Origin of the sequence: Acidisoma sp. L85 (assembly GCF_009765865.1) — a bacterium.
Lineage (GTDB): Bacteria > Pseudomonadota > Alphaproteobacteria > Acetobacterales > Acetobacteraceae > Acidisoma.
In genome coordinates, this window is the sequence record NZ_LMUQ01000064.1 from 130337 (window position 1) to 154150 (window position 23814).

Sequence of the window (23814 nt, forward strand, 5' to 3'; positions counted from 1 at the left end):
CTGTGCCGGTTTTCGCAGCCGCCACCAACGCTCCCTAGGACGAACCGCCGAGGGAAGGCTTGTCCGTCCCCGTCATACAGCGGGGGAAGACAGACCTAGCCTACCGTGAATCTGGCATGCCAGGCCAGCGCCGTGCCCCAAAGGCCAGCGCGCACGGCCCCGCGACCTGGGCAAGCGTCGCCTGGGCGAGTTGTGGAGCGAGCGTCGCCCCCCTTAAGCTGGCGGACGACCATGGAAAAGCAGCATGAACTCACCCGCCTCGCTCGCCGCCATCCCGCAGACCTATGACTGACCGGACCTACAGCATCCCTGGCCTCACCGGCCCTGCGGAAATCAGGGTGGATCGCTGGGGTATTCCGCATATCCGCGCGGCCTCCCGGCTGGATGCCTTCCTGGTCCAGGGCTTCAACGCCGCGCGGGACCGGCTTTGGCAACTCGATCTTTGGCGCAAGCGTGGCCTTGGCTTGCTGGCGGCAGATCACGGCCCCGGCTTCCTGGCTCAGGACCGGGCCTGCCGCCTGTTCCTCTATCGCGGCGACATGGACGCCGAATGGGCGGCGAATGGGCCGGAAGCCAAGCAGATCGTCACGGCCTTCGTCGCCGGTATCAACGCTTTCGTGACCCTCGCCGAGACCGACGCACGCCTGATGCCCCCCGAATTCCCAGCACTCGGCCTGACGCCGGCCCGTTGGCAGGCCGAGGACGTGGTGCGCATCCGCAGCCATGCGCTCGTAGCCAATCTCGCGTCGGAGGTCGCGCGTGCCCGCGTCACCCAGGCTGGCGGCGATGTGGCCGCCGACGCCCTCCGCCGTCACCTCTCGCCCGACTGGACGCCGATCGAGGTGCCAAAGCTTGATGCGCCGCTACCCCCCGACCTGCTCGCGCAACATCTGCTGGCGAGAGCCGAGCCGAGCATCTCGCCGGAACGCCGTGCGGCGACGCTGGATGCCGCCTGGGCATGGACCAGGCTCGACGACACTGGCCGGGTCACGCGCGGCGCTGGCGGCAACCCGGCGCCGGCGGCCGAAGGCTCGAACAACTGGGTCGTTTCCGGCACGCGTACGGAAACCGGCCGCCCGATCCTGGCGAGCGACCCGCACCGCGCCTATGGCACGCCCTCGCTACGCTACATCGCCCATCTGACCGCGCCGGGGCTGGATGTGATCGGCGCCGGGGAGCCTGCTCTGCCCGGCGTCTCCCTCGGCCACAACGCCGACCTCGCCTTCGCGCTGACGATCTTCCCGGCCGACCAGGAAGACCTCATGGTCTACGAGACGGACCCGGCCGACCCCACGCGCTACCGTTACGGCGACGGCTGGGAGACGATGCGGATCATCACCGATTACATTCCTGTGCGTGGCGAAGCCGACCAGCCGGTGAAGCTCGCGTTCACGCGCCACGGTCCGGTGATCTGCGAGGACGCGGCGCATCACCGCGCCTATGCCGTCCGCAGCGTCTGGTCGGAGCCGGGTGCCGCTGCCTATCTCGGCAGCCTCCGTTACCTCGATGCGAAGACGGCGGGAGAATTCACCGCGGCGCTCGATCACTGGAAGGTGCCGCCGGTCAATCAGGTTCATGCCGATACCGCCGGCCATATCGGCTGGCGGGTCGCCGCCGCCGTGCCTCGCCGCGCGAATTGGGACGGGCTGAGCCCTGTCCCGGGCGATGGCCGTTACGAATGGGATGGCTTCCACCCCGGCGCCGATCTTCCCGGCCGCCTCGATCCGCCGCAGGGCTTCATCGCCACCGCCAACGAGATGAACCTGCCGCCCGATTATCCCAACGCGCAGCGCCGCCTCGGTTTCGAATGGAGCGAGCCATTCCGCGCCGACCGCCTGCATACGCTGCTGGCCGAGGTGAAGCCGATGAGCCTCGACCTGTCGCGGCGCCTGCAGAGCGATCTCGCCTCCGAACCTGCCAGGCGCCTCCTGGCTTTGGTCGCGGCGCGCGGGCTCGGCCATCCGGTTTTCGTCGATTGGGACAGGCGAATCACCGCTGATAGTGCCGCCGCTGCGCTCTTCGAGGTTTGGTGGAGCCGCCATCTGCTGCCCGGCGTCGTCGCGGCACTGGCGCCCTCGCCGGCGGTCGCGGCTTTGATCGCTATCGGCGACGAGGTTTCCGTTCTTGGCGCCCTAGAGCATTCCGCGCCACATTGGACCGAGGCGGCGCGGGATGCGCTGATGCGCGACACGCTGGCGGCGGCGGATGAGGATTGCGCGCGGCTGATGGGTCCGGATCGCGCCGCATGGGCCTGGGGGCGGCTGCACCAACTGCGCTTCGCTCACGCGCTTGGGCAGATTCTTCCGGAAATCGGCGGGCGTAGACTTGACGTCGGTCCCGTGCCGATCGGCGGGTCGAACACGACCGTCGGTCTCGCCGAATATCGCGATACGGATTTCGGTATCATTTTCGGCGCGTCGTTCCGCATGGTTCTGGATGTAGGAGACTGGGATCGCAGCCTCGCCATCAACGCGCCGGGCCAAGCGGGCAATCCCGCCTCCCGACACTATGACGATCTCACGCCGCTCTGGGCCGCCGGCGATTGCGTGCCGCTGTTATTTTCCGACGAGGCAGTGGAGGCGGCAACTGTTGCGCGCATCCATCTGTTACCCAGCGACGGGTTCGGCCGCAGAACGTGACGATCTCATACAGTACCGTAACCCAAACGACCCGACATGGCACACGAAGGCGCGCGGGGGCACCCCGTGCCATCCACGCCTTGCCTTGTCACGCAAGCAGGGCGTGGATGCCCGGCCTTCGCCGAGCATGACGTGGTGGAACGAGCAGGGTTCAAGCTAAAGACATGCCATCCTACTGGTTCGGGATGGAATAAATCTTGCCAAGGTAAGGGGATTTGTCGATCTGATCGAGCGCCGTCACATAAACCGTCTTGTCGTCAGGACTGAAAGCCAGGTTCGGCACTTGAGGGGATGGCAGGCTCAGCGTGCGAAGCAGCTTGCCGTCCGCGTTCACGATAAAGATCTTCCCGACCAGGGGAGCCTTCACGTCACGCGGACTCTGCCCGATGTAGATCTCGCCCTTCGAGTCGATCTTCACGCCATCCGGCCAGATATGCACGACATGGTTGGTAAGATCATCCAGGTTCAGGAAAACGCGCCGATCCGATAGTGAGCCGTCCTCGGCGATCTTGAATTGCAGCAGCCTGTTATCCTCGGTTTCGACGACATAGAGGATCTTTCCGTCGTTCGAGACCACGAGACCATTGGCATTATGCAGATCCACCGCCTCCTGCGTGATGGTTTCGTCTTTGGCGATGTAGAATACCTTGCCGTCGATCACCGGTCCCTGATCGCCCGAGGCGGTGAAATAGATCCCGCCCTTCTTGTCCGGGGCGAAATCATTCGGCCCGACGAACTTGTTGCCATCCTTGTCCTGCGTATAGGGTTTCAGCGTCTTGCCCTCGGCCGAAACTCGCCCGATCGTGCCGTTATCGTAGCAGGTGACGATGAAGTCGCCGCGCACGGTGGGAACCACGGCGGATTCGCCGCAACCCTTGTCGGTATTGAAGATGACGTTCTTCGTGCCGTCCCAGGTTGTGATCGTGTTGCGGTCATATTCGATGTACCAGAGCTTGCCCTTGTACCAAACTGGCCCTTCAGGATAATGCGCATCATTGTTCAGAATCTTGATGCCATCGGCATGAGCAAAAGACGCCAGACTGGTCGCGAAGAACAGTCCGAGCAGGAACTTCTTCAACGGAATCTCCTTGGGTTCGGGTGCTGGCGCACGGCTCAGCCGAAGGTGGCTTGCGACAGGAAAAGGCGGTTGGCGATTGGAGGAATACCGGTCAGGCCCTTCTTCACCGGCACAAGGTAATCGTAGAAATAGGCGAAGATGATCGGCGTCTCGTCGAGCAGCAGCGTTTGGATCTGCTTTGCGAGCACACGTTGACCGCCGAGGTCGGGTGCCTTGCCGTATTGGCCGACAAGCGCGTCATAGGTCGGGTTCTTGAAATGCGCCGCGTTCCAGGTGCCGTCGCTGAGCAGCGGCGCGCGCATGAAGACATTCGGCACGCCGCGATGACCATAATCCGTGATGCCCAGGGTGCTATCGAGCCAGTCGGATTTGCCGAAGACCGCCGTGCCGTAATAGGCGCTCTGATTCTCGACATTCAGTTTGATGTCAATGCCGACATGCTTCGCGAAGTCCTGGATCAGTACGGCGTAGTCCGGAATTTCGATATATTGCTCGGTTGTCAGCGTGACCTTGAAGCCCTTTGGAACACCGGCGGCAGCCAGCAATTGCTTCGCTTTGCCAAGATCCTGCTCGCGTTGCGGCAAGGAGTGATCGGTCATCGGAAAAGCGGGGGCAAAGGGGCTGTCATTGCCGACAACCGCCAGGCCACGGAACAGTCCCTTGACCAGCTTCGCTCGGTTGAGCGTCAGCGCCAGAGCCTGCCGTACGCGCTTATCGGCGAAGGGGCCGACATCGCACCGCATATGAACTTGCTCATGGCCGGAGCTGCGCTCGCGAATGATCTCGAAGCGTGGGTCGTTTAGAAGTGCCTGCCCGCCCGATACCGGGATCTGCGCCAGAACATCGACCTCGCCGCCCTGCATCGCGAGAATCTGTGGTTGCAGATCCGCGTAGAAGGTGAACTCCGTGCGATCAGGCAGTGCCTTCGCGCCCCAATAATCCGGATTGCGTACAAAGGACGCGCCGACCCGTGCCTTGTATTTGTCGAGCTTGAACGGTCCTGTGCCATCCCAGTTGTTTTCGAAGTCGCCCTTGTAGCTCGCCGGGAGGATGACGCAGTTGTAGTTGTCCGAGGACACCACGTAGGGAAATGCGCCATACGGCGTGTCGAGATGGAAGGCGACCGTCAGGTCATCGACCTTCTTGCTATTGCCCGGTGACAGAATACCCTTGAACGCGGAAAGCGCATTGGATGCATTCTTCGGGTCGCAAAGACGATCGATGCTGGCGACGACGTCTTCGGCCTTCATCGTAGCACCGCTGTGGAACTTCACGCCGCTGCGCAGCTTGAACGTCCAGACGGAACCGTCCGAATTATGCGTCCAGCTCTCAGCGAGAACCGGCCGCAACGTGAAATCCGGCCGCAGGACCGTCAGGAACTCGCCGGTCTGGATGAGAAGTTCGAGACCGCCATTATCCGCGATCGTCACCGGATTGATCGAGGCCGCGGGTGTCGTCAGCCCGACACGGATCGTGCCGCCCGGCTTTCCCGCCGCTCGCGCTGCGCTGGGTTCCGCGAACATCCCATAGGCGGAGGCCACGCCACCGAGCAGCGGAAGAGATAGGCCAAGCAGGCTTCCCTGGCGCAGAAAAGTGCGGCGGTCGATGCGGCCCGACGCCAATTCATCAATCAGGTCGTTATCGATTGCGTCAAGCCGGCGGCGGAGTTTCTCGATCGAGTTTCTATCGGCTGCCATGGTGGTCTCCTATTGGGAGGTGCGGCGATGCAGCTCCGTGGTGACGATGTACAGGCGTCGAAGGGGCAGTTCCGTCGGCGCGGCTTGGCGCCTTCCAGCGGTTCCCGCATCAAACACGTTTGTTACAACAAATGTAATGCAGGAAATGGGCCACGGTTTACGAAATATGGCGAACTCCACATACAAGAGAGAAACTTCTGAGGAACGCGGAACGGGAAAACTACGCTACTCAACCCAGGGTTTAAGACCAAGAATTCCGGTCGGCGGCTGAAGAAAGCAAGCCCCGGCTATTCACCCGGTTACTGTCTCGCGCCAGCCCTGCAAGCTTTGCCAATCGGCTTCCAATCGTCGGAAGCGTGAGAGGGAGAAGCTGGAAATATCGGCAAACCCGCAGGCGCCGCGCAAAACAAGATCGCAAATAGCGCGCCCCGATGCCGGAGAAAGCCCGAAGCCGATGCTCGACAATGTCGCGATCACGACATTCCCGGTCGCCTCCGGCTTGTCCAGTATCGGCCGCCCATCAGGTGTGTTCTCGATAATGCCGGCCCAGCTTCGAATGATCCGGGCATGTGCCGCTCGTGGAAACATCCGGGCCAGGCGCCCCGCGATATTCGCCATCAATGGCGTACTGGATGGCGGACCGGCAGCCTCGCCGAATTCAATCCATTCGTGTGGTCCGCCCCCATAGGCGAGGTTGCCACGCAGGGTTTGCCGCCCATACAGGCCGTTGCCGTCAACGCCGCCAATCGGCATCAGCGGCAGCGGCTCGGTCACGATCATCTCGGCTCTAGCGGCAACCATGGGCACATCGAGATCCAGCATTGCCGCAAGCCGCCCGGTTGCCGGGCCTGCTGCGATGACGACCTGATCGCATTCGATCTCGCCCTGGTCAGTCATCACACCAATCACGCGGCCTCCGGCGCGCCGAAAACCCCGCACGCTGGTATGCTGCATGACCCGCCCGCCGAGATCCTGCATCGCCCAGGCATAGGCTTGAACCGTGCGGTGCGGATTAGCATGACCGCCGAAGTCGTAGAAATAACCGCCGACCGCATCCTCACCGGCAAGCGGCACCATCTCGAGAACCTCTCGCGCATCGAGAAGGGTCGAGGCGAAGCCCTGTCGTGCGGCGTTGCGAACGGCGCGTCCGTAAAGCTCAAGCTGGTGCTCGTCATAGGCGATGCGAATCCGCTTTGCCTGGAATTCAGTCGGATAACCGAGCAGCCCATCCATTTGCGGCCATAGTCGCTGCTCCTCGACAAAGAGCGGGCTGAAATGATGCGAGCAGCCTCCGCCGTTGCGTCCCGACGCGCCCCATCCGATGATGCCGCGATCCAGCACAACAACATCCACACCTTCGCGCGCCAGCCACCAGCCCGCGCTCAAACCCGTCGCACCACCGCCGATCACCGCAACAGTCGCGCCGCGCGGAGACTGGGACAGGCTCATTCGCTTGCCACCTCCGCATCCTGATCGCGTTCTCCTGCGGTGTAAGTTTCAGGCACATCCCAATACGGAACATATTGGGACGGCATGCCAAACCATGTGTCCCAGTGCTCTGCCATGGCAGCAGATTCGGAAGAGGCGAGCGCGGCGAGGTTCAGCCGCATAGGGCGAACGGGCGCGCGATGGGTCGCGGCGGGGATGCTCTCCAAAGGAACATTGGCCGCCAGAGCAAGAAGTGCGGCAACTTGTTCGCGGCATCGCCGTCCCTGGCAAACACCCATCCCCGCGCGCGTCAATCGCTTGACCTGATCAGGATGCGGCGGCGAGTCGCCGAGCAGGCTGTGGAGGTCGCGCCGATTCCGCCGCACCGGATCCGCCTCACTCGCAGGCGGCAGGTCCTCCCATCCGAGATAGCGCGGCGGCCGGACTTCGAGAATTTCATGCGCCGTCACTTCCTCGCATTGGCATACGTGGGCGGCGCCTTCGGAGTCGATCACCGCGGCCTGTACCCAGCGAAGACGATACTCGCCGAAATCGGGGGTTGGGCCGCCGCTAGTCTCCGCCTGCACCTGTTCTGTCTGAGATGCGGCGCGGCGCCCTTCCGCGCGGGCGATCTCGGGATCAAGCGTTTTCGCGGCCCAGATGCCGGCGCAGTCGCCAACCGCGAAGATGCCAACTTTGGTCGTGCGCTGCGCGCCATCCAAAACCGGAACGACACCACCTCGTCCGCCGTCGAAAACCGTTTGGCAGCCTACGGAATCGAGCAACTCGATGACCGGAACAGCGCCGACGCCGAGCAGCACCGTATCGCAAGCAATCGTCAGCTCGGCGCCATCGGAATCACTCGCGCGCCACGGAGAAGCGATCACCGCCTCGACGGATTCCTGTGCACCCACCGCTTCGCGCGGCACATAGCCAAACAGCCCCCGCGTTCCGCCAGCCGCCAACTGCGCCCACAAAACTGGCGATCCGAGTGGCTCGAAGACGTGGTCAATGACCGCGGCGATCTCGACCCCCGCATCACGCAGTTCGAGCGCGGACTGCAATGCCTCGGTGCTGCTTCCCAGCACCACTGCCCGGCGTGCCTGTAAGGCGCCATAGCGTTTCGCCAACCGAACGGCGGCCGTGATGCCAACAACGCCGTTCTTCTCCCATCCGGCGAAGGAGAGGCCCATATCGCGCCGGCCCGCCGCGACGATGATCTGCTCCGCGCCGACCATCCAGGACCGATCGCCATCCATCAGCCCCGCGACGGGTCCAGGCAGCCAGCCAACATCGGGTCCAGGCGCATAGACCCCCCAGCATGTTGTGCCGAGGCGAATATCGATGCCGGCGTCGAAAGCCTCGCTGAATGCCGGTTCGCTCTCGACGACGGCTTCAAGCATTGCATTGCGGTTGCGCACGGCATTCGTCATGCCGCCACCAAAATGCAGCGGAACATTCTCGCCCATCGTCTCGGCACTCAATGGATTCTCATCAACGAGGATGACGGACCGCCCGAGGCTAGCCGCCTGAAGCGCCGCCGCGAGACCGGCGGGCCCTGCTCCGATAATCAGAACCTGCGTTCGCTCATGCACCGGAAGATCGGTGCCCGCGATCGATTTCGGGTCAGGCCGAAAAGGCATATCGCCTCCTGATCGCAAACAATGAAGGAGGCGTCACGGCAGTGCCCTTTGCGGCAAAGGCGGCGATCGCGACAGCGGGATCGCACTTCCTGCCGCGAGTGAGGTCTCTCGGGCACGCGTCGCCTTTCCGGCGGGGCGCGTTGCCTCGGAACTCGGGGTGCGGCCGAACATGGCGCGATAGGCATGGGCGAAATGGCTCGCATTCGCGAAGCCTGTCGCCAGCGCGACCTCCACCATGGGCATCGGCGTCTGACGCAGCAGCATCCGGGCATGTTCGAGACGCAGCCTTAGATAATAGGCGGCGGGCGTGACGCCGAAATGCCTGCGGAAGAGCCGCTCGACCTGGCGCAGGGAAACGCCCGCGACTGCTGACAGTTCCGCGCCCGTCCCCGGCTGTTCGAGATAGGCGTCCATATAGGCGAGGACTCGCAGGAGAGCCGGGTTTCTGACACCGAAACGCTCCGAAGCGGACATGCGTTGCGGATGTCCACCTTCACGCACTTCGGTTTGCATGAACCAGTCACTCACCGCCATGGCGAGCGCGCTGCCATGTTCGTGGGCAATCAGTGCATGCATCATGTCCAGCGGCGCCGCTCCACCCGAGCAGGTGAGCCGATCGCGATCAATCTCGAACAGACATTTGCGCAAGTTGAGGTCGGGAAATTCCTCGTTGAATCCGGCCGACAATTCCCAATGCAGCGTGAAGCGATAGCCGTTCAGCAGCCCTGCGCGAGCGAGAATGTACGGACCAGCCGAAACCCCGCCCATCCGAACGCCTTGCCGCGCCAGCACCGCCAAACGCCGCAGAGTTGTGGGATCGCGAAAGCTCATGGCCGAGGCACCCGCGCAGACAATCAACCAGTCGAGGTCGCGCGAAGACGCCCAGTCGAGATCGGGCGTCACCGTCAGGCCGTTCGACGCCTCGACCGGCGTTCCTTCCGGTGTCAGGTGATGCCATTCATAGAGCGGGTGTTCCGCGATGGCGTTGGCGGCGCGCAACGGCTCAATCGCGGAAGCGTAAGGCAGCAGCGCGAAGCCGGGGATCAGCAGAAAGCCGATCCGCGTGGTGCGCTCCGATCTGGCGGGGGCGATTATGAAGACCGCCCGTCGCGATTGGGCGACCGGGAAAGGCCATCGAGATGATGGTCAAGCTTCTCGCAATACCAATCGACGAATTTCAGCACGCCCGCTTCCAGGGAGGGCGAATAGGGGCCCGGCCGATAGCCGCTCGATCGGACGCCGGCTTGGTTGCGTTCGACCAGCGCCTTGTCCTGATCATTGGTGATCGTCCAGACCTTCAGAAGATTGCTGAGGTCGTAGTCGCGGCCTTCGACGGCGTCCGCATCGACCAGCCACTTGGTCGTCACCAGCGTCTCCTCGGGGCCGAGCGGAAGCATGCGGATCAGCACTGTGTAGTCGTTCAGGCAATGGTTGAAGGTCGAGGGGTAATGGACCCAGCGCAGCGAACCATAAGCATCCGCCGGCGCCTGGCCGAGTGGACGGCCAACCGCGATCTTGCCGTCCATCGTCATGGACCGGGCATCGCCGGTGAGCGGCAGGCGGACGGCCCGGTGGGTTGGCCCCTCGCTGACGCTCGGCCCGAATCCCGCGGTTTCCCACTTGTCCCAATAGGACCTGATATTCGTCGCCTGATCCGGATTGGCGAAATCGTAGATGTCGAGGAACGTCAGCATCAGCTCGTCATGGCCGGTGGCGCAGTGATAGCACTCGCGAGAGTTCTCCATCACCATTTTCCAGTTGCCGTATTCGACAAGATCGGCCTCGAACGCCACCTTCGCGTGTTCGAGTGCGTGTGGCGCAAGCTGTTGGGTCAGCGCCTCCTGATAGGGCGCGAAATCCGGCGGATCGTCGGCGAGGCAAACATAGATCGTGCCGCCGACCGTCCGGACATGCACGCTGACAAGGGGAAACTCCTCGGGGTTGAAGTCTTCCGGCATGTGTTTGGCGTGGGCGAGGGTGCCATCCAGCCGGTAGGTCCAGCGGTGATAGGGGCAGATGAGCGCCGGTGTATGTCCTTTGGCGGCATCGCAGAGCTTGAAGCCACGATGACGGCAGGTGTTGAAGAACGCGCGCACCTCACCTTTGCGGTCGCGCAACACGATGATCGGGCTGTTGCCGATGGTGACCGTGAGGAAATTGCCAGGTTTCGGGATCTCGCAGAGAGCGCCGACGAAGATCCACTCGCGTTCGAAGATCGCCGCGATGTCGAGGGCATAGATGTCAGGGTCGGTGTAGAAGGCGCCCGGCAAGCCATGGCGCGGGCGCCGTGCACGGAGCAGATCGCGCACCGAGGCGGCACCTCCGGCGAATGTCTGTCGTTCCAAGGTTGCGCTGGTGGAGATCATGGGCATTTCTTGCCGTCGTGCTGAGAGAGTGTTGACCAATGAAACTCGCCTTCCCCGATTGCAGCGCGGAGATGGCTGCCGCTTTCGATCCGGAGATCCGCGCCCTGCTTCCGACGCTGGATGTGCGGCTTGCCGAGCCTGGCGCGGAAGGATTGGTGGCGGCTGCGCAAGGCTGCGCCGGCCTCGTTCTGTTGCGGACTAAAGTCGACGCCCGCACTCTCGCGGCATTGCCGGATCTGCGCGTGATTTCCTACCTCAGCACCGGCGTCGGAAGCTGGGTGGATCTCGCGGCGGCGCAGGCGCGCGGCATCGCCGTGCATCGTGTGAAGGGTTATGGCGACGGTTCGGTGGCCGAGCACGCGCTTGGCCTGATCTTCGCGGCGCGGCGCGGTATAGCCGCCATGGATCGCGGCATGCGGGCCGGCCAATGGGCGCCACAACTCGGCCGGGACATCGCCGGAGCACGTCTGGGCGTTCTGGGGCTTGGCGGCGTCGGCCGTGCCCTGGCGGTTCTGGGCAAGGCGGTGGGCTGCGAGGTCGTTGGCTGGAATCGCTCGCCGCCGCCTGATGCGCCCTGCACCTTGCTGGAGTTCGACGAAGTATTGGCGACGTCCGATATCGTCTCGCTGCATCTCGGGCTGGATGAATCGACCCGTGGCATCATTAATCGCCAGCGGATTGCTTTGCTGAAAAGTGGTGCGGTCCTGGTGAACACGGCGCGCGGCGGCTTGGTGGATGAGGAAGCGCTTGTGGCCCGCTTGAGAAAAGGCGACCTGCATGCGGGCCTCGATGTTTTCGCGCAGGAGCCGCTGCCGCCGGGTCATGTTCTGACCACCCTCGACAGCGTCACGCTGTCCCCCCACGCCGCATGGTTCACGGTGGAGGCGACGCGCCGTCTGTTGCGCGCGGGCATCGTCTCGCTGCGAGACGCCCTGAGCTGAGGGACCCGCAGAGTAAAGGGACCGGTCGCCAAGGGATACTGTGCCGAGGCGACTGTTTCAGGCGCAACGAAATCCACTGATGCCGTGCTCCGATGCAGGGGAAAGACTGCCCCTCATCAAAGCACCGTGTTGTCGTAAATACGACCTAAACTTGCGTCTGGCCGACGGAGTGGGCCGGGTGACGGGCGATCCAGTGCCGCGCGATGGAGGAGCGGTCGCACAGCCAGACGCCGTCGTGGGTCTGGATATGATCGAGTAGCCGCGCCAGCGCGCCAATCCGGCCGGGGCGGCCGATGATCCTGGCGTGTAGGCCGATCGACATCATGCGCGGGCGGCCCTCGGCGCCTTGGCGATACAGCCAATCGAAAGCGTCGCGGCAATAGGTGAAGAAGTCGTCGCCCGTGCTGAAATCAGCGCCGCGCGGCAGGCGGCTGTCATTGTTGTCGAGGCTGTAAGGGACGATCAGATGCGCGCGGCCATCCACCTTTGTCCAATAGGGAAGATCGTCGTTATAGGCGTCGCTGTCGTAGAGGAAACCGCCAGCCTCCACGACCAGCCGACGGGTATTGGGGCCAGGCCGGCCGGTGTACCAGCCAAGCGGCCGGCGCCCGATCATGCGGGTTATGACCTCGATATTGCGGGCGATATCCGCGCGCTCGACTTCCTCCGGGACCTGCTGGTAGTCGATCCAGCGCTGCCCGTGGCAGGCGACTTCCAGGCCGCTGGCGGCGATCTCGGCGGCCGCATCGGGGTTGCGTTCAAGCGCCATGCCGACGCCGTAAATCGTCGCATCGACGCCGCGCTCGCGGAACAGGCGCATGATCTCCCAGAAACCCACGCGGCTGCCGTATTCGAACATGGATTCGACGTTGAGATCGCGCAGTCCTTGCAGGGGAGGGACCGCGCCGAGATCGGTGAGCACATATTCCGAATGCGGGTCGCCGTGCAGCACCGAGTACTCGCCGCCTTCCTCGTAGTTCAGCACGATGGAGACTGCGATCTTGGCGTCATTCGGCCAGCGCGGATGTGGCGGGCGGCCGCCATAGCCGAGGAGATCGCGAGGATAGGGTTCGGCTGAGATCATTGCTGTGCCCGAGTCATTCGATGCTCTGTCAGGTGGCCGATCGCCGCGCGGCGATCCAGTCCATATAGCCATGAAACGCTTCGCGCGTCGGGCGGGGCGTCCAGCCGGTATCGGCAGCGATGCGCGAGATATCGTAGGCACCCCACATGCCGCCGGTCAGGCTCGCATCATTGAGGATGTCGGCCCGCTCGCCATGCGCGATCTCGGCGGTGAATCCAGGCGTCTTCTCGGCGGCCCAGTCAACAAGTTCACGGATCGTCGTGACGTGGCCGGCGGCTATGTTGTAGGCCGAAAATCGCAGTTTCGGCGCGTGCAGCAGCGCAAGGATTGCGGTAGCCACATCCTCCGCATGAATATAGTCACCGACGACATCGAGCGAATTCGCGCGCACGGGGCTGGCGCCGTCGAGCGCCATGTGGGCGATGCGATTGGGAATATGGCGGAAGTTGCGGCTCGCCGTCGCGCGGTCCATTGTGCCGTAGACCGATGACAACCGGACGGAGGCGGTGGAGAGCCCGAACAGGTCGCCATAGCGTTCGGTGATGAGTTCCGATGCCAGCTTCGAGATTCCGTAGAGCTTTCGCGGCATGACATAGCCATCCTCGGGCAAAGGCTCACCGGGACGATCGGGACCGTGATGCTTGTAGACCGCGCCGGAGCTGACATAGATGACGCGTTGCAGACCGGGCAATGCGCGGGCCCAATCCAGCACGGCCACGGTTCCCATGATGTTGACGTCGATGATGCGGGCAGGATTTTCCGCTTCGGGCTCCCGCTTCGCCTCGGCCGCTGAACCGCGCGACAGCGGCGTCACGGTCGCGCCGTGGACGATGTGCGTTATGTCAAACCCCGCCAGCGCATCGCGCCAGCTTTCCGGCCGCGTGACATCCGCGACAATGACGGACAGGCGATCTGCCACCGGCGCGAAATAGCGCAACGCCTCAGCGTCGAGCGGTGCGGTGTCCAGAGCCACCAGCCGCAGGGTTGGGTCGGACTCCAGCCAGCGCCGCGCTAGCACGCTCATCACGAAGCCCGTCGCCCCAGTCACCAATACGGTCATCGCGAATCTTCTCTCATATCGGGAAATCGACGAGCAGGCTGATCAGCGTCTGTGTCGCGACACCGAAGTCATCCAGCGTCATCGCCTCATCCGGGTTGTGACTGCCATTCTCGTTACGGATGAAGATCATGGCGCTCGGGATCCCCATTTGCGCGAAGACCGCCGCGTCATGGCCTGCGCCGCTCGCCATCTCGAAAGGCGCGTCGAGCAGACCCATGATCTTCGCACGCAGTCTTGTGTCCATGAGTGCCGGTGGCGAATCGCTAGTGGTGCCGAGATCGAAGCTCACCCGATAATCTCGCCCGATACGTTCAGCCGCATCTCGCGCCTCGGCCGCCACGATGTTCATGGTGGTGTCCGACGTGCTGCGGATATCCAGAACGAAGCGCGTTTCTCCGGCGATCTTGCTGGGGCCGTGCATTGTGGCGTCGGTGTAAAACTCACCCGAGGTCAGCACGAGATCCGCGCCGGCCGCTTCCTCACGCAGCCACACTGCTTCCATCTGATGCAGAAGTGCGACTGTCGCGGCCACCGCATCGCGGCGATAGGGGCGGGCGACGGCGCCGGAATGCGCATAGGCGCCGACGCACCGCGCATTGCGGAACCGTTTGCAGCCCCGGATGCCGGTGACCACGGCAACCGGCAGGCCCTCGTTGACGAGCGTCGGACCCTGCTCGATGTGCAGCTCCAGATAGGCGCGGATGCTATTTGGTTCGATGAGGTGACGCCGCTCGCGAATTGCGCTGGGATCGAAGCCTTGCGCGGCCAATGTCGCCTCTAGAGTGAGTCCGGTATCCGCGCGCGCGACCGACAGGCAATCCGGATCAAGCAGCCCGAGAGCCCCGGCGCTCCCGACATAAGCGATATCGAACCAAGCGGATTCCTCGGCGCGGATGCCCATCACGGCGATGTCGCAACGCGGCACGAAACCGCCGCTTCGCAATGCCGAGAGGGCGCAAAGCCCTGCTACGACACCCGCCGCGCCATCGAAATTGCCGCCCTGAGGCACGCTGTCGAGGTGGGAGCCGATGATGATGCGCGGCGCCGCGCGGTCAAGGCCCGGCAGTGTCATCGTCAGGTTGCCGATGGCATCGACCGCGCATTCCAGACCGATCGCGACGGCCCTGCGCCTCAGAATGTCATGAGCCGCCTGCTCACCCGCGCCGTAGCTATCGCGAACGATACCGCGTCCGACGCGCGTGGCCAGCGCCAGCTCATCGAAGATCGCGCCGGCGAGGTCGGGATCGAATTGAATGATGTCGTTAATCGGCAAGATCCTCGAAAACTGGTTGCTCGCTCTGCAAGTTCAGCGAGAATGCGTGTCACGTCAGCGACAATTTCATCCAGCCATGGAACCACCATGAATGTCTAGTTTGCTCGCCGGAAAGATCGCCGTCGTCACCGGAGCAAGTGCCGGGATCGGTCGCGCTATCGCCCTCAGCTTCGCGGCAGAGGGGGCGACGGTCGCGCTCGCCGATATCACTACCGAACCGCTGGAAGGCGGCGAGCCGACGCTCGATCTGATTACCCGTGCGGGCGGCAAGGGCATTTTCGAAACCGTCGATGTCTCGAAATGGGAGGATCTCGACCGGCTCGTGACGAAAACGGTGGCGCTCTATGGCCGGCTCGATGTCATGGTCAACAACGCGGCGATCTATTCGGGAACGCCGCTGCTGGATACGACGATCGAGCAGTGGGAGCATGTCATGGCGGTCAATATGACCGGCATGTTCCTCGGCTGTAAGCGCGCGGTGCAACAGATGATCTCGCAGGAGCCTCGGGAGGAGGTGCGGGGGCGGCTGATCAATCTTGGCTCGCAGCAGGGTATCGTGACCTCGCCGCGCGATACGCCCTATGGCGTCAGCAAGGCGGGCGCCATCTATCTCACGCGGCAGATCGCCGTTGACTATGCCAAGGACCTGATCGTCTGCAATTCGATCTCGCCGGGCAAGGTCGTGACCGGCAAGCCGGGGCTGCCGATGGATCCCGCTCTGATGGAGAATGCCCGACGCCGCACGCCCTGGCCGCGTCTCGGCCGGCCGCAGGACATCGCGAATGCCGCCGTGTTCCTGGCGAGCGACCGCGCCACCTTCATGACCGGCTCGAACCTCGTGGTCGATGGCGGTTGGCTGGCCGCCTGATCCTCAGCCGCCGCGGCGCTTCTGGTTGAGGCTGTCGATCAGCACCGCACCGAAGATCACCGCGCCCTGGATGAACTGCACCCAGAAGGGCTGCACGTTTTTCAGCGTAAGACCGTTGTTGATCAGGCCGATGATCAGCACGCCCAGCAGCGTACCCAGGATGCTGCCCTTGCCCCCGAACAGGGACGCGCCGCCGATAACCACGGCCGCGATCGCGTTCAGCTCCAGCCCCACCGCCGCGATCGGCTGCGCGCTGTCCAGCCGCCCAGCCAGCACCACGCCGCCCAGCCCCGCCAGCGCGCCGCTGATGATGTAGACGATGGCGAGCGTGCGCGTCACGGGAATGCCCGCCAGCCGCGCGGCGTCGCGATTACCGCCCACGGCATAGACCTCGGCGCCGAACACCGTGCGTGCCAGCACCAGGCCCGCGATCAGGAACACCGCCGCCGCGATCAGTGCCGCGACCGGGAAGGGGCCGATATTGCCGCCGCCGATATTGTCGAAGGCGTCCGGGAAGGAGAAAATCGTATTGCCGTTGGTGACGATGAAGGCGAGGCCGCGCGCCATGGCGAGCACCGCGAGGCTCACGATGAAGGGCGCCATGTTCAGCGTCGTCACCGCGAAGGCGATGAAGCCGCCCGACAACGCGCCGATGCCCACACCCAGCAGCACCGCGATGGGCACCGGGATATGCGCGTTGAGCGCGAGCCCCGCCATCACGCCGGTAAAGGCCACCACCGAACCCACGGATAGGTCGATGCCGCCCGTTACGATGACGAAAGTCTCGCCCACCGCCACGATGCCGATCAGCGAACTGGCAAGCAGGATCGAGAGCAGATTGGCGGAGGTCAGGAAGGACGGCGTCGTTATCGCCAGATAGACCGAAATCGCGACGAAACCCACCACGATGGTCAGCTCGTTGATGGCGCGCGTCACCGAGGAGAGACCGAAGTTTCGCTTCGGGGCGGGGGAGGTTTGACCGGATGCCATCGACAGCCTTCTCTTTAACGGACGCCGCGTCAGCCGAGGGCTGCGAGGGCCATGATGCGTTCCTGGCTGAAATCGGCCTTGGCGACCATCCCGGCGATGCGGCCTGTCCGCATCACCAGGACACGATCGCAGAGACCCAGCAGCTCCAGCATGTCGGAAGACACGACCAGGATCGCCGCTCCGCGCTCCGCCAAGGCGTTGATGAGCCGATAGACCTCGACTTTCGCACCCACATCGATACCGCGCGTCGGCTCGTCGAGCAGGAAGATGCGCGGCTTCGTGGTCAAGGCGCGAGACAGTACGACCTTCTGCTGGTTGCCGCCCGACAGCGACCGGACAAGCTGGCGAATGCCCGGCGTGCGGATGCGCAGGTCTTCGACAGCGTGCTCCGCCAGCCGGTCGATCCGGCCTTGCGCGAGGATCGAGCGCAGCCAGGAAACCTTGGTGAGGGTGGACATCGCGACATTGGTGCGGAGCGAGAAGGGCATCACCAGACCCTCGCCCTTGCGGTCCTCTGGCACTAGCGCGACCCCGGCGGAAAGCGCCTGGCGCGGCGAGCGAATATGGCGCTCCCGCGACTCGACATGGATCTTGCCCTTGGTCGCGGGTAGGGCGCCGTAGATCGTCTTGAGCACTTCGGTTCGGCCCGCGCCGATCAGGCCGCCGAGGCCGACCACCTCGCCGGCCCGAAGCTCGAAGGAGACATCCTCGAAGCGGCCGGCGGAACTGAGCCCCTCGACCTGGAGCAGCACTTCGCCCAGCGTGGCGTGGCGGGCGGGGAACAGCGCCTCGATCGGGCGATTGACCATCGCCTGGATCAGCGCGTCCTCGGTCCAATCCTTGGTCGCTCGGGTTTCCACGGCGGCGCCGTCGCGCAGCACCGTCACGCGGTCGCAGATCTCGAAGACTTCTTCCAGATGGTGGCTGATGAAGACCAGCCCGACGCCGGCATTCCGCAGCGTCGCGATCGTGGCGAACAGGATGCGCTGCTCGGCCGTGGTCAGCGTCGCCGTCGGCTCGTCCATGACGATGACCCGCGCCTCGCGGGACAGCGCGCGGGCGATCTCCACCAGCTGCTGCTGCGCGATGCCGAGCCGGCGAACCAGCGTGCGTGGCGAAACGGAGAGGCCGACGCGGGCGAGCAACCGGCTCGCCTCGCGGTTCAGCGCGGCGCGGCGTATCCCGCCGAGCCTGCCGCGCGGCAGATGGCCGAGGAAGATGTTCTCGGCCACCGAACGCTCGGGGATGAGGCTGAGTTCCTGGTGGATCACGATGATCCCGGCATCCAACGCGTCTTTGGGACGCCTTGGGCTGAATGGCACGCCCTCAAGATGCAACTGGCCCGCATCGGGGCGAAACACCCCGGCGAGAATCTTCATCAAGGTGGACTTCCCGGCGCCATTCTCGCCGACGATACCGAGCACCTCCCCCCGGTCGAGGGAGATGCTGACATCGGAGAGAGCTTTCACCCCGGGGAACCCCATGGAGATGCCCTGCATCTCCAGCAGCCGCGTCATGCTGTCAGGCCCGCATTTGCGCGGGGTCTTACGGCCAAGTCCTGTTGCCATCCACGCCTGCCCACGACTTCACTAGGAAGGCGTGGATGCTCGGCCTTCGCCGAGCATGACGAATGGGTTGGGTTGAGCGGGCGGCTCACCGGCTCAAGGGACAGGCTGGCCTCGAGAGTATCGTCATGGCACGCGAGGGCGTGCCATCCACGCCTTGCCTTAGTCGAGCAAATAAGTCCTGGACGCCCGATCCTCACCGCATCCAACAACATATTGTCGCCTTACTGGCTCACCTCGTCGCCCCACAGGCCATAGGCCTTGGCCGCCGGGCTATCGATCGTCTCTTTCGTCAGCAGCATATGCGGCCAGAATTGATGCGCGGGGATGCTTGCCTTGTCGCCATGCAGATAGGCCTCGACATAGGCGACCGACTGCTTGGCCATGGTCAGGGGGTTCTGCGACAGCGTGCCATCCATCTGGCCCTTGCGGATGGCGCTCAGCGCCTGCTCGGTGCCGTCGATGCTGATGATCACGATGTGCTTCGGATCGCCGATCGGCGCGAATCGGTTGGCCTGGCGGATCGCGCGGATGGCGCCGACCGCGTTGTCGTCATTGCCGTTGAACACCGCGTCGATGTCGTTATGGGCCGCGAGAAGCTGGGTCATGATGTTGAAGGCCTTGTCGGCATCGAAATCCGCCGCCTGCTTGGCCACCAGCTTGAGGTCCGGATTGTCCTTTTGCAGCACCGCCAGCTCGGCGGCGAAGCCTTGCTCGCGCTCATCGCCCGCCGTGGTGCCGAGGAGACCTTCGAGATCGACCACATTGCCCTTCACCGAGCCGTAGCGCTTCTTGAGCTGCTCCGCGATGAAGTCGGCGCCCTCCTTGCCGAGCGCCACGTTGTCGGTCTCGAGGAAGTTCACCTGGCAATCGCCGCAGGCGGCGCCACGGTCCAGCGTGAAGACCGGAATGCCCTTCTTATTGGCTTCCTTCACCACCGGCACGATGGAATTGGCGTTGATCGGGTTGAGGATCAGCGCCGCCACATGCTGGTTGATGAGGTCGGTGACCTGGTTGGTCTGGGTATTCGCATCGCCATTGGCGCTGGTATTGATGAGCTTGAGGTCAGGATGTTGGGCGATCCCGGCCTGCACGCCCTTCGTCATCCCCTGGAAGAAAGGATTGGCGAGGGTGGCGACGCTGAGCCCGACCGTATAGCTGTCGGCCGCATGGGCTGCCGAGGCGGCCCATGCGAGACACGAGACAGCGGCAATCGCCGCGAGATTCTGCTTGAGTTTGGACATGAGTTCTCCCTCGCGCCGAGACTTTTCGCTTTTTTACGCGGCGTTGATTAGGACAGTAGATAGCCCCCCTGGCAGCGTCAACGCGGCGAAACTCGCCGTCGGCGGCAAACCAGATATGCCTCAAACGAGACAATTTGAGCCACGGAGCAATTGAAGGGTCGGAGTCCAACAGACCTCGCACGCTCCCAATGACACTTTTGCTTCAGCACGCCCGCCTCGCCGTGCGGAAGGCAAAAGCCGCGGCCCGAGACCATTTTCCCCCGGGGGGACACGTGCTAATTGAGGACTAAGCCTGACCGACATTCACCCAATGGCGGATCGGGAGGCTGGCCGAAGTGGAAGGTGCGCCGTGGCGTGCCAGGACCACGAGGACGCATCCGATCCGGCAACCCTAGACCAGCGGTAAAGGAACCAACCCATGGCCTCAGACGCACCGAAGACTCTGAACCGGCTGGGCCAAAGCTTGTGGCTCGACAACATCACGCGCGATCTTCTCGATAGCGGCACGCTTAAGCGCTACATCGACGAGCTGTCGGTCACGGGCCTGACCTCCAACCCGACCATCTTCGACAACGCCATCTCGAAGAGCAAATGGTACGACAAGGAAATCATCTCGCAGCTCGATAGCGGCGCCAAGGGCGAGGGCCTGTTCTTCAACATGGCCGTGCAGGACCTGAGCCGCGCGGCGGATCTGTTCCTCCCGGTGTACGAGCGCACGGGCACGGTGGACGGCTTCGTCTCGCTCGAAGTGTCACCGGTCTTCGCCTATGACACCAAGGCGACGGTCGATCAGGCCAAGACGCTGCACAAGCAGGCGAACAAGCCGAACCTCTTTATCAAGATCCCCGGCACGCCCGAGGGCCTGCCCGCGATCGAGGATGCGATCTTCGCCGGCATCCCCATCAACGTGACGCTGCTGTTCTCCACCGACCAGTACAAGCTCGCCGCCGATGCCTATATGAAGGGACTGGAGCGCCGGGTCGCCGCCGGTCTGTCGGCCGATGTGCGCTCCGTCGCCTCGCTGTTCATCAGCCGGTGGGATGCGTCCGTGACCGAGAAGGTCCCGGCCGAGATCCGCAATACCCTCGGCCTCGCGGTCGGCGCGCAGTGCTACAAGGCCTATCGCGACATCATCGAGAGTGACCGTTTCCAGCGTCTGCAGAATGTCGGTGCCCACGCACAGCGCCTGCTCTTCGCTAGCACCGGCACGAAGGACAAGAACGCGTCCGACACGCTGTATATCGCGGGCTTGGCCGCTCCGAACACGGTCAATACGATGCCGGAAGGCACGCTGCTGGCCTTCGCCGATCACGGCAAGTCAGCGACCGCCCTGCCGCGTGACGGCGGTAACGCCGAGGAAGTTCTGGCCGCGCATGTGAAAGCGGGCATCGACCTCAGCGCGCTATCGACCGAGCTGCAATCAGCTGGCGCCAAGGGCTTCGTGAAGTCCTGGACCGAGCTGATGGGCGCGATCGAGTCCAAGAGCAAAGTGCTCGCTTAGTCTTCGAACGACCAAACCCCTCTCGTCGCACAGGTGGCGAGAGGGGCGCTTTACTGTTCCGTGCCGATAGAGCGTTGCCACCGGCCTGATCCTGATCTAGCTGGCTGGAAAGACTCTCGGCGAGGAGACTTCCCAAAGTGCATATTCTCATCCTAGGCGCTGCCGGCATGCTCGGCCGCAAGCTCACCGATCGGCTGGTGAGCGGGACGGCGGGCCTGTCGCCCGACACACTGACGCTGGTCGATGTCGTTGAGCCGCTGGCGCCCGCCGGCTTCAAGGGCAATGTGACGCGTCAGGCGGTGGACCTTTCGGCCGCCGGCGTTGTCGATCGCTTCGTCGCGACGCGCCCCGACATCATCTTCCACCTCGCCGCCATCGTTTCCGGCGAGGCCGAGGCGGACATGGACAAGGGTTACCGCGTCAATCTCGATGGCACGCGGTATCTGCTGGAGGCCATCCGGCAGGAAGGCGCGCGAGCCAATACGGAGAAGTATTACCCGAGGGTGGTCTTCACTTCCTCGATCGCGGTTTTCGGCACGCCGATGCCGCCGGTCATTCCGGATGACTTCAACCTCACGCCGCTCTCCAGCTATGGCACCCAGAAGGCCATCGGCGAACTGTTGCTGGCGGATTACAGCCGCCGAGGCTTCCTCGATGGCATCGGCCTTCGCCTGCCGACCATCTGCGTGCGGCCGGGCAAGCCGAACCTGGCGGCATCCGGCTTCTTCTCCTCCATCATCCGCGAGCCTTTGGTGGGTCAGCCGGCGGTGCTGCCGGTCAGCGACAAGGTACGCCACTGGTTCGCCAGCCCGCGCGCCGCGATTGGCTTCCTCATCCATGCCGCGACCTGCGACCTCGCGCCCTTGGGCGGCAGGCGAAGCCTGGCGTTGCCGGGCGTCACGGCCACCGTCGCCGAGGAGATCGAGGCGCTGCGAAGCGTCGCCGGCGAGGCCGCGACCCGGCTGATCACCCGCAAAGCCGATCCCGCGATCGAACGTCTCGTCAGCAATTGGCCAGAGGCTTTCGACACCCAGCGCGCACTCGCGCTCGGTTTCCGCGCCGATGCGTCCTTCGAGGCGATCGTGCGCGTGCATATCGAGGAAGAGCTGGGCGGCCGCGTTTAGCGTCGGTGTCTTCGACGCTAAGCCGCGGCCAAAGGATCCGTCATTTCACGCAAAGGCGGGGCGGCCCCCCGCGTGCCGTCCATGCCTCGCCTTCGTCGAGCAAGGAAGGCGTGGATGCTCGGCCTTCGCCGAGCATGACGTGGCGGAATTGGCGCGGTTCAAACCAAAGACATCCTTCGCACGGATCACGACAGGCTCCTTATCCTCTGCGCCAGACCCGAACGCCCTGACGCGGAGAGTGGCCATGCGCATCCTCTTCATCTCGTCCAATCGCATTGGGGATGCCGTCATTACCTGCGGCGTTCTGGATCACCTCATCCGAACCTACCCCGAAGCGCGCTTCACCATCGCCTGCGGTCCTGCCGCACGGGACGTTTTCGCGCGGATGCCGAACCACGAGCGCACGATCATCGTCGTCAAGCATCGGCGCGACCTGCATTGGTTGAGGCTGTGGCGCGACGCGGCCTTTACCTTCTGGGATCTCGTGGTCGATATGCGCGGCTCCCTCATCGCCTATCTTCTGCCGACGCGCAGGCGTGCCGTGCGGCGGCGGGTTCCGGGGCGGATGTACGAGCAATACGCCGCCATCCTCAAAATTAAACCGCCACCGCTGCCGATCGTCTGGACGGCGCCGGAGGATCGCGCGAAGGCGGCAACGCTGTTGCCGCCGGGCCGGCCAGTGATCGGCTTCGGCGCGACCGCGAATTGGGCGCCGAAGGTCTGGGCCGCCGACCGTTTCGCGGAACTGTTTCGCAGGCTCGCCGAGGGACCGCTGCCGAATGCCATCCCCGCCGTCTTCGCGGGACCTGGAGACGCGGAGCGCGACATGGCCGCACCTTTGCTCGCGGCACTGCCGGGCGCGCTCGACTTCCGTGGCAACCTCATCATCCCGGAGGTGGCCGCCTGCATCCAGCGCTGCGCCCTCTATGTCGGCAATGACAGCGGGCTCATGCACCTCGCCGCCGCGTCCGAAACACCGACGATCGGTTTGTGCGGGACGACGATCGATCGTGCGGAGGAAATGGCCCCGGCCGGCAAGCATGCGGCCTGGGCCTTGGCGGACGGACCGTCGATGGAGAGCCTTTCCGTCGATACGGCCTACGCGGCCTGCATGCGAATGCTGGACACGGTGCCGGAGCGGACGGCGACGATATTGGCGGCGCGTTGAGGCGGGATGTCTTTGGTTTGAACCGCGCTCATCCCACCACGTCATGCTCGGCGAAGGCCGAGCATCCACGCCTTTGCTTGCTTCACGAAGGTAAGGCGTGGATGGCACGCCTTCGCGTGCCATGACGGATCTTTCGGGTCGCGGC

Annotated in this window: 18 protein-coding genes; 6 read left to right on the forward strand and 12 right to left on the reverse strand. The window is 64.1% G+C overall.

All coding sequences use genetic code 11. From position 1 onward, the window contains the following. Window positions 1-284 precede the first annotated feature (284 nt). A complete protein-coding gene (locus tag GSQ83_RS22535; protein ID WP_158805123.1) occupies window positions 285-2639 on the forward strand; it encodes a penicillin acylase family protein in 2355 nt (784 codons plus the stop codon). A 172-nt stretch (window positions 2640-2811) separates the two neighbouring features. Here GSQ83_RS22535 and GSQ83_RS22540 read toward each other — a convergent pair whose 3' ends face one another. The 6 genes from GSQ83_RS22540 to GSQ83_RS22565 form a co-directional block, all read right to left on the reverse strand. Further along, window positions 2812-3717, reverse strand: coding sequence for an SMP-30/gluconolactonase/LRE family protein (locus GSQ83_RS22540; protein ID WP_158805124.1), 906 nt, complete (start codon window positions 3715-3717; stop codon window positions 2812-2814). A gap of 35 nt (window positions 3718-3752) precedes the next feature. Then, complete coding sequence (locus tag GSQ83_RS22545) at window positions 3753-5414, reverse strand: ABC transporter substrate-binding protein (RefSeq protein WP_158805125.1); 1662 nt, start codon at window positions 5412-5414, stop codon at window positions 3753-3755. 291 nt (window positions 5415-5705) lie between these two features. After that, on the reverse strand, window positions 5706-6863 hold the full coding sequence (locus GSQ83_RS22550) for an FAD-binding oxidoreductase (protein ID WP_158805126.1): 1158 nt from the start codon (window positions 6861-6863) through the stop codon (window positions 5706-5708). Continuing rightward, on the reverse strand, window positions 6860-8485 hold the full coding sequence (locus tag GSQ83_RS22555; RefSeq protein ID WP_158805127.1) for an FAD-dependent oxidoreductase: 1626 nt from the start codon (window positions 8483-8485) through the stop codon (window positions 6860-6862). Before GSQ83_RS22555 ends, GSQ83_RS22550 begins: the two co-directional genes overlap by 4 nt. Window positions 8486-8518: 33 nt before the next feature. After that, window positions 8519-9484, reverse strand: coding sequence for a GlxA family transcriptional regulator (locus GSQ83_RS22560; protein ID WP_216850493.1), 966 nt, complete (start codon window positions 9482-9484; stop codon window positions 8519-8521). Window positions 9485-9576: 92 nt separating this feature from the next. Next, entirely contained in the window at window positions 9577-10851 is a 1275-nt protein-coding gene (locus GSQ83_RS22565) for an aromatic ring-hydroxylating dioxygenase subunit alpha (protein ID WP_158805128.1), read from the reverse strand. Between the two features lie 38 nt (window positions 10852-10889). Between GSQ83_RS22565 and GSQ83_RS22570 the strand changes: the two genes are divergently transcribed. Then, the gene (locus GSQ83_RS22570) at window positions 10890-11792 is read left to right on the forward strand and encodes a 2-hydroxyacid dehydrogenase (RefSeq protein WP_158805129.1); all 903 of its coding nucleotides are present in this window, start codon (window positions 10890-10892) and stop codon (window positions 11790-11792) included. A gap of 145 nt (window positions 11793-11937) precedes the next feature. Here the strand turns inward: GSQ83_RS22570 and puuE are convergent, their stop codons facing one another. Genes puuE through GSQ83_RS22585 form a run of 3 tightly spaced genes read right to left on the reverse strand, consistent with a single transcriptional unit; the run spans window position 11938 to window position 15209 of the window. Beyond that, window positions 11938-12876 (reverse strand): allantoinase PuuE, encoded by a 939-nt coding sequence (gene puuE / locus GSQ83_RS22575; protein WP_158805130.1) that lies wholly within the window; start codon window positions 12874-12876, stop codon window positions 11938-11940. Between the two features lie 28 nt (window positions 12877-12904). Continuing rightward, window positions 12905-13936 (reverse strand): NAD(P)-dependent oxidoreductase, encoded by a 1032-nt coding sequence (locus GSQ83_RS22580; RefSeq protein ID WP_158805131.1) that lies wholly within the window; start codon window positions 13934-13936, stop codon window positions 12905-12907. Between the two features lie 13 nt (window positions 13937-13949). Further along, a complete protein-coding gene (locus tag GSQ83_RS22585) occupies window positions 13950-15209 on the reverse strand; it encodes a Zn-dependent hydrolase (protein WP_254065846.1) in 1260 nt (419 codons plus the stop codon). 91 nt (window positions 15210-15300) lie between these two features. Between GSQ83_RS22585 and GSQ83_RS22590 the strand changes: the two genes are divergently transcribed. Continuing rightward, window positions 15301-16077: an SDR family NAD(P)-dependent oxidoreductase gene (locus tag GSQ83_RS22590; protein WP_158805132.1), complete on the forward strand. Its 777-nt coding sequence runs from the start codon at window positions 15301-15303 to the stop codon at window positions 16075-16077. A 3-nt stretch (window positions 16078-16080) separates the two neighbouring features. Here the strand turns inward: GSQ83_RS22590 and GSQ83_RS22595 are convergent, their stop codons facing one another. The 3 genes from GSQ83_RS22595 to GSQ83_RS22605 all read right to left on the reverse strand — a co-directional run bounded on the left by GSQ83_RS22595 (window position 16081) and on the right by GSQ83_RS22605 (window position 19876). After that, complete coding sequence (locus GSQ83_RS22595; RefSeq protein WP_158805133.1) at window positions 16081-17067, reverse strand: ABC transporter permease; 987 nt, start codon at window positions 17065-17067, stop codon at window positions 16081-16083. A 29-nt stretch (window positions 17068-17096) separates the two neighbouring features. After that, complete coding sequence (locus tag GSQ83_RS22600) at window positions 17097-18635, reverse strand: sugar ABC transporter ATP-binding protein (protein ID WP_216850494.1); 1539 nt, start codon at window positions 18633-18635, stop codon at window positions 17097-17099. Between the two features lie 221 nt (window positions 18636-18856). Then, window positions 18857-19876 (reverse strand): sugar ABC transporter substrate-binding protein, encoded by a 1020-nt coding sequence (locus GSQ83_RS22605; RefSeq protein WP_158805134.1) that lies wholly within the window; start codon window positions 19874-19876, stop codon window positions 18857-18859. A 418-nt stretch (window positions 19877-20294) separates the two neighbouring features. Here GSQ83_RS22605 and tal point away from each other — a divergent pair, with 418 nt between their 5' ends. The 3 genes from tal (at window position 20295) to GSQ83_RS22620 (ending at window position 23669) form a co-directional block, all read left to right on the forward strand. Next, window positions 20295-21377 carry a transaldolase gene (gene tal / locus GSQ83_RS22610; protein WP_158805135.1) on the forward strand — a complete coding sequence of 361 codons (1083 nt, stop codon included), beginning with the start codon at window positions 20295-20297 and terminating at the stop codon, window positions 21375-21377. 137 nt (window positions 21378-21514) lie between these two features. Next, window positions 21515-22501: a D-erythronate dehydrogenase gene (gene denD / locus GSQ83_RS22615; protein ID WP_158805136.1), complete on the forward strand. Its 987-nt coding sequence runs from the start codon at window positions 21515-21517 to the stop codon at window positions 22499-22501. A 244-nt stretch (window positions 22502-22745) separates the two neighbouring features. Continuing rightward, window positions 22746-23669, forward strand: coding sequence for a glycosyltransferase family 9 protein (locus GSQ83_RS22620; protein ID WP_158805137.1), 924 nt, complete (start codon window positions 22746-22748; stop codon window positions 23667-23669). The last annotated feature ends 145 nt before the right edge of the window (window positions 23670-23814 follow it).

Coding starts and splice junctions, on each gene's coding strand:
- GSQ83_RS22535 (WP_158805123.1), top strand. CDS start 285: ATGACTGACCGGACCTACAGCATCCCTGGCCTCACCGGCCCTGCGGAA.
- GSQ83_RS22545 (WP_158805125.1), bottom strand. CDS start 5,414: ATGGCAGCCGATAGAAACTCGATCGAGAAACTCCGCCGCCGGCTTGAC.
- GSQ83_RS22550 (WP_158805126.1), bottom strand. CDS start 6,863: ATGAGCCTGTCCCAGTCTCCGCGCGGCGCGACTGTTGCGGTGATCGGC.
- GSQ83_RS22555 (WP_158805127.1), bottom strand. CDS start 8,485: ATGCCTTTTCGGCCTGACCCGAAATCGATCGCGGGCACCGATCTTCCG.
- GSQ83_RS22565 (WP_158805128.1), bottom strand. CDS start 10,851: ATGATCTCCACCAGCGCAACCTTGGAACGACAGACATTCGCCGGAGGT.
- GSQ83_RS22570 (WP_158805129.1), top strand. CDS start 10,890: ATGAAACTCGCCTTCCCCGATTGCAGCGCGGAGATGGCTGCCGCTTTC.
- puuE (WP_158805130.1), bottom strand. CDS start 12,876: ATGATCTCAGCCGAACCCTATCCTCGCGATCTCCTCGGCTATGGCGGC.
- GSQ83_RS22580 (WP_158805131.1), bottom strand. CDS start 13,936: ATGACCGTATTGGTGACTGGGGCGACGGGCTTCGTGATGAGCGTGCTA.
- GSQ83_RS22590 (WP_158805132.1), top strand. CDS start 15,301: ATGTCTAGTTTGCTCGCCGGAAAGATCGCCGTCGTCACCGGAGCAAGT.
- GSQ83_RS22595 (WP_158805133.1), bottom strand. CDS start 17,067: ATGGCATCCGGTCAAACCTCCCCCGCCCCGAAGCGAAACTTCGGTCTC.
- GSQ83_RS22600 (WP_216850494.1), bottom strand. CDS start 18,635: ATGGCAACAGGACTTGGCCGTAAGACCCCGCGCAAATGCGGGCCTGAC.
- GSQ83_RS22605 (WP_158805134.1), bottom strand. CDS start 19,876: ATGTCCAAACTCAAGCAGAATCTCGCGGCGATTGCCGCTGTCTCGTGT.
- tal (WP_158805135.1), top strand. CDS start 20,295: ATGGCCTCAGACGCACCGAAGACTCTGAACCGGCTGGGCCAAAGCTTG.
- GSQ83_RS22620 (WP_158805137.1), top strand. CDS start 22,746: ATGCGCATCCTCTTCATCTCGTCCAATCGCATTGGGGATGCCGTCATT.